We start from the raw sequence: 3577 nt of genomic DNA on the forward strand, positions 1-3577 counted from the left end.
AGCACAGTATCAACCATATGCTCCACTACGCGGGGGCCTGCGATTTGACCATCTTTGGTGACGTGGCCCACTAGGATCACCGCGATGCCACGGCGCTTGGCGAAGCTGGTTAATTCATGGGCTGCTGCGCGCACCTGAGACACCGAACCTGGTGCACTGCCGACAGAGTCCGACCACATGGTTTGAATGGAATCGATAATGACCAATTGGGGGTCTTCGATTTCCAGCGTGGTAAGAATATCGCGCAGGTTGGTTTCTGCGGCGAGCTGAACAGGGGCGTCGGCAAGACCGAGGCGCTGCGCACGCATACGTACCTGCGCACTGGATTCTTCGCCGCTCACGTAGATCGTTTTGAGACCCGCCTTGGCGAAATGCGCTGCTGCTTGCAAAAGCAGGGTGGATTTACCGATACCGGGATCGCCGCCGACCAAAGTCGCAGAAGCGGGGACAAGCCCACCGCCAAGTACGCGGTCAAGCTCGTTCAAGCCGGAATTGGTCCGTGCGGGGGGCGCTTCTTGTGTGCTGAGATTGGTCAAAGGCACAGCGCGTCCGCGCACGGTGCCAAGGCCCGCTTTGGCGGGACCAGCTGAGCTTAGACCTTCATCTTCGGTGATGGAATTCCAAGCGCCACAACCTTCGCAGCGACCCGACCACTTTGAGGTGATGTTGCCGCATTCGTTGCAGGAGAAAGAGGGTTTTTTAGCCATGTGCTCTTGTGACGAAAGCAAAGGCGCGCGTCAAATCAAACGCGCGCCTTTTTCAGCAAACTATCGGAGCCGACTTATTCAGCGGCGAGCGGAAGATCGATGACCTCGCCTTCGGGCTCTTTCACATCGCCGACAATCTCAAGGCCAAGGGCCGGTAAAACATCCGCAAGATCATCCTTGAGGCGGTCGAGCTGCGCATGTGCGACGCTTTCTTCCATTTCAACAAGGCCGAGCCAGCTTTTCAATTCGGTGGAAACGACTTTCGCTTCTTCGAGGCGCAGGTTGAACTCTGCGATTTCGTGCTGGCGCTCCTTGAGAACCTGACGCGCACGATCCACTTTTCGGTCCGAATAGATATTCGCCATTTCAGCCGAGATATGGCTCATTTGTGCTGCCGCTTCCAAAACCGTTGGTTCGAGCGTTGCCAAATCAGGATGATCGCGCAGGAAACCGAGGCGTTCGCGGATCGCGTCGAATTCACCAGAGAGCTTGAAGGCGCCGGTGCGATCCTGAGCATGGGCCACCGCGTAGGCGCGGGCCACATCGTCCATTCCGATCTGGAATTGACGGTGGGAGGTTTCAAGCTGCGTGATGCGCTTGTGCGCGGGCAGGAAGAAACACAAGCCAACCAGAAGAACGGTTCCTGCGATTTGCGCAGCCATCCCAGCCCAAGGGTAGGTTTGCTCGCCTATTTGCAGTGGCCATTCGATCCATGAGGCAAAGCCAAATGCGCTTGCAACGGTCAGGGCGATGGCAGTCGCCGCTAAACCGATTAGCAAGAAAAATGTAAGGCGTTGCATAAGCCAGGACGCCAATTCGTAAACGCTTTTAAGTGCAGACATGTGAAGAACTCCCCCAAAAGGACATAAGCGGATATTAGCCGATCAGGATTTTCGAGTCATAGGGGAATGCGTGGAATTCCGCGTCAAAAACGTGAAATTGCGAGTATGACCTAGGGTCAAGCTATTTCTGTTTGGAAAACAGTCCCAAGCCCATTTGGATGATGATGCAAGCGGTGAATAGATACAGGCCCCAAGCCGTTTCAATACGGCCAACACCGATCCCTTTTGCAACGGTTATGTAAACTGCAATCAGGAAGATGTCGGCCATTGCCAATTTGCTCAAAATGCCCAAGGCAGGTTTCATGGTCTCGCTGAGCAAGCCGAATTGAACCAAGGCAAGGCCGATGGTTTTCACATATGGGGCGAACAGCGCGAAGAACGTCACCAAGAGTGCGAGGATGACATCGCTGCCCCACAGGCTTTGCAGCCCGGAGATAACGCTGATTTCGCTGAGCCCGAAAAGTGGCAGAATGCCGGCCCGCAACAAGGGGGCGAACCACGCGATGGGAAAAGCGATCAAAAGAGCGAGGTTGACGATTTTTGGGATGTTCATACCAGTGTGTAGATCCATAGGCCGAAGAAGGCACAGGCCGCGATTGCGAAAATTACATCAAGCACCCACCAACGTCGCCCTTTGAGAACGCAGGAAAGGCCAAACAGCGTAGAAACTGCAAAGGGTAGGGCCATGCCTGATCCCTCGTTCAGCACCCCTTGATGGACGAGGGTTGAGGCAAAGAGTCCAGCGTCCGTGTCTGCAAACCCTTCGAGCGCAGGTAAATATTTCGCAGCCACGCCAATCAACGCGACGAGCAATGCCAAGATTGCTGCGATACGAGAAGGGCCTTTGGCAGAGTTTGATCGGATCAGCGCAAGCGCGCCGACAAATTCCACATAGAAAAACGTCTTGATCAGCAAAAACGCAAGCAGCGTCGGGCTGGGTTCGAAGAAACTGGTTAGACTGTTCACAGGGCGACTTCTTTTTGACCACTTAAGGTCAAAGTGGCCTCGAACAGGCGGTGATGCAAGAGGCGCGCCTAATTCTTGACCATTTTGAAAACTTTTAACGAACAGCTTCAATCGGTCCGGTCGCGCGGCCGTGGATAAATTGATCCAAGTAAGGATCGCCCGCAGTGTCCATGTCGGCAACAGGTCCCGTCCATTGGATGACCCCGTCGTGCAGCATCGCAACATTATCTGCAATCGCGCGAACCGAGCTCATATCATGGGTGATTGTCATGGCCGTCGCGCCCATTTCCACAACGATCTCACGGATCAAATCGTTGATAACGCCTGACATGATCGGATCAAGGCCTGTGGTCGGCTCATCGAAAAAGATGATCTCAGGCTCTGCCGCAATCGCGCGCGCAAGGCCCACACGTTTTTGCATGCCGCCAGACAGTTCCGCAGGCAGGCGGTCAGCGACATCTGGTTTCAACCCAACGCGGCGCAGCTTTTCGATAGCGATCTCGCGCGCTTCTTCCTTGGAGCGTTTGAGCGCCCCGCGCATCAGGCGAAACGAGACGTTCTGCCAAACAGGCAAACTGTCAAAGAGCGCACCGCCTTGGAACAGCATACCAAACCGCGCCAGGAACGCGTCGCGCTCTGCCGTGGCTGCGTCTTGGCCATCGACCGTTATTGTGCCGCTGTCAGGCGTGACGAGGCCGAGAACCGATTTCAACGCTACAGATTTGCCCGTGCCAGAGCCACCGATGATAACCATCGATGTGCCGCGCGCGATCTCGAGATCAACGCCGCGCAGAACGTGATTGTCACCGAAGGATTTTTTGACGTTTGAAAGCGTGATCATAGCGAAAAGAACACTCCGGTAAGGATGAAGTTCGCTGCCAAGATCAGGATGGCAGCCGCTTCAACCGAGCCTTTGGTTGCGGCGCCTACACCTTGGGCACCGCGGCCAGAGTTCATGCCGTAATAACAGCCCATCAACGTGGCGATGGCGCCAAAGACCGCGCCTTTCGCCAAGGAGGACACAACATCGCGCAGCTCTAAGAAGTCGAAGGTGTTCACCAC

The 3577-nt window shown here is 55.2% G+C and carries 6 protein-coding genes; all 6 read right to left on the bottom strand.

What is annotated here, in order from left to right; translation table 11 throughout:
• Positions 1 to 707: AAA family ATPase (locus tag ABJQ89_RS06750; protein ID WP_348495501.1), on the bottom strand; the 707-nt coding region annotated here is incomplete at its 3' end.
• Positions 708 to 781: 74 nt separating this feature from the next.
• The gene (locus ABJQ89_RS06755; protein ID WP_348495502.1) at positions 782 to 1549 is read right to left on the bottom strand and encodes a DNA repair protein; all 768 of its coding nucleotides are present in this window, start codon (positions 1547 to 1549) and stop codon (positions 782 to 784) included.
• 121 nt (positions 1550 to 1670) lie between these two features.
• A complete protein-coding gene (locus ABJQ89_RS06760; protein ID WP_348495503.1) occupies positions 1671 to 2102 on the bottom strand; it encodes a paraquat-inducible protein A in 432 nt (143 codons plus the stop codon).
• Positions 2099 to 2515, bottom strand: coding sequence for a hypothetical protein (locus ABJQ89_RS06765; protein WP_348495504.1), 417 nt, complete (start codon positions 2513 to 2515; stop codon positions 2099 to 2101). Before ABJQ89_RS06765 ends, ABJQ89_RS06760 begins: the two co-directional genes overlap by 4 nt.
• Before the next feature lie 94 nt (positions 2516 to 2609).
• Positions 2610 to 3356 (bottom strand): ATP-binding cassette domain-containing protein, encoded by a 747-nt coding sequence (locus ABJQ89_RS06770; RefSeq protein WP_348495505.1) that lies wholly within the window; start codon positions 3354 to 3356, stop codon positions 2610 to 2612.
• The coding region (locus ABJQ89_RS06775; RefSeq protein WP_348495506.1) for an ABC transporter permease at positions 3353 to 3577 on the bottom strand (225 nt) is incomplete at its 5' end. The genes ABJQ89_RS06770 and ABJQ89_RS06775, both read right to left, overlap by 4 nt.

Origin of the sequence: Planktotalea sp., assembly GCF_039984035.1 — a bacterium.
In the GTDB taxonomy this organism is placed as follows: Bacteria; Pseudomonadota; Alphaproteobacteria; order Rhodobacterales; family Rhodobacteraceae; genus Planktotalea.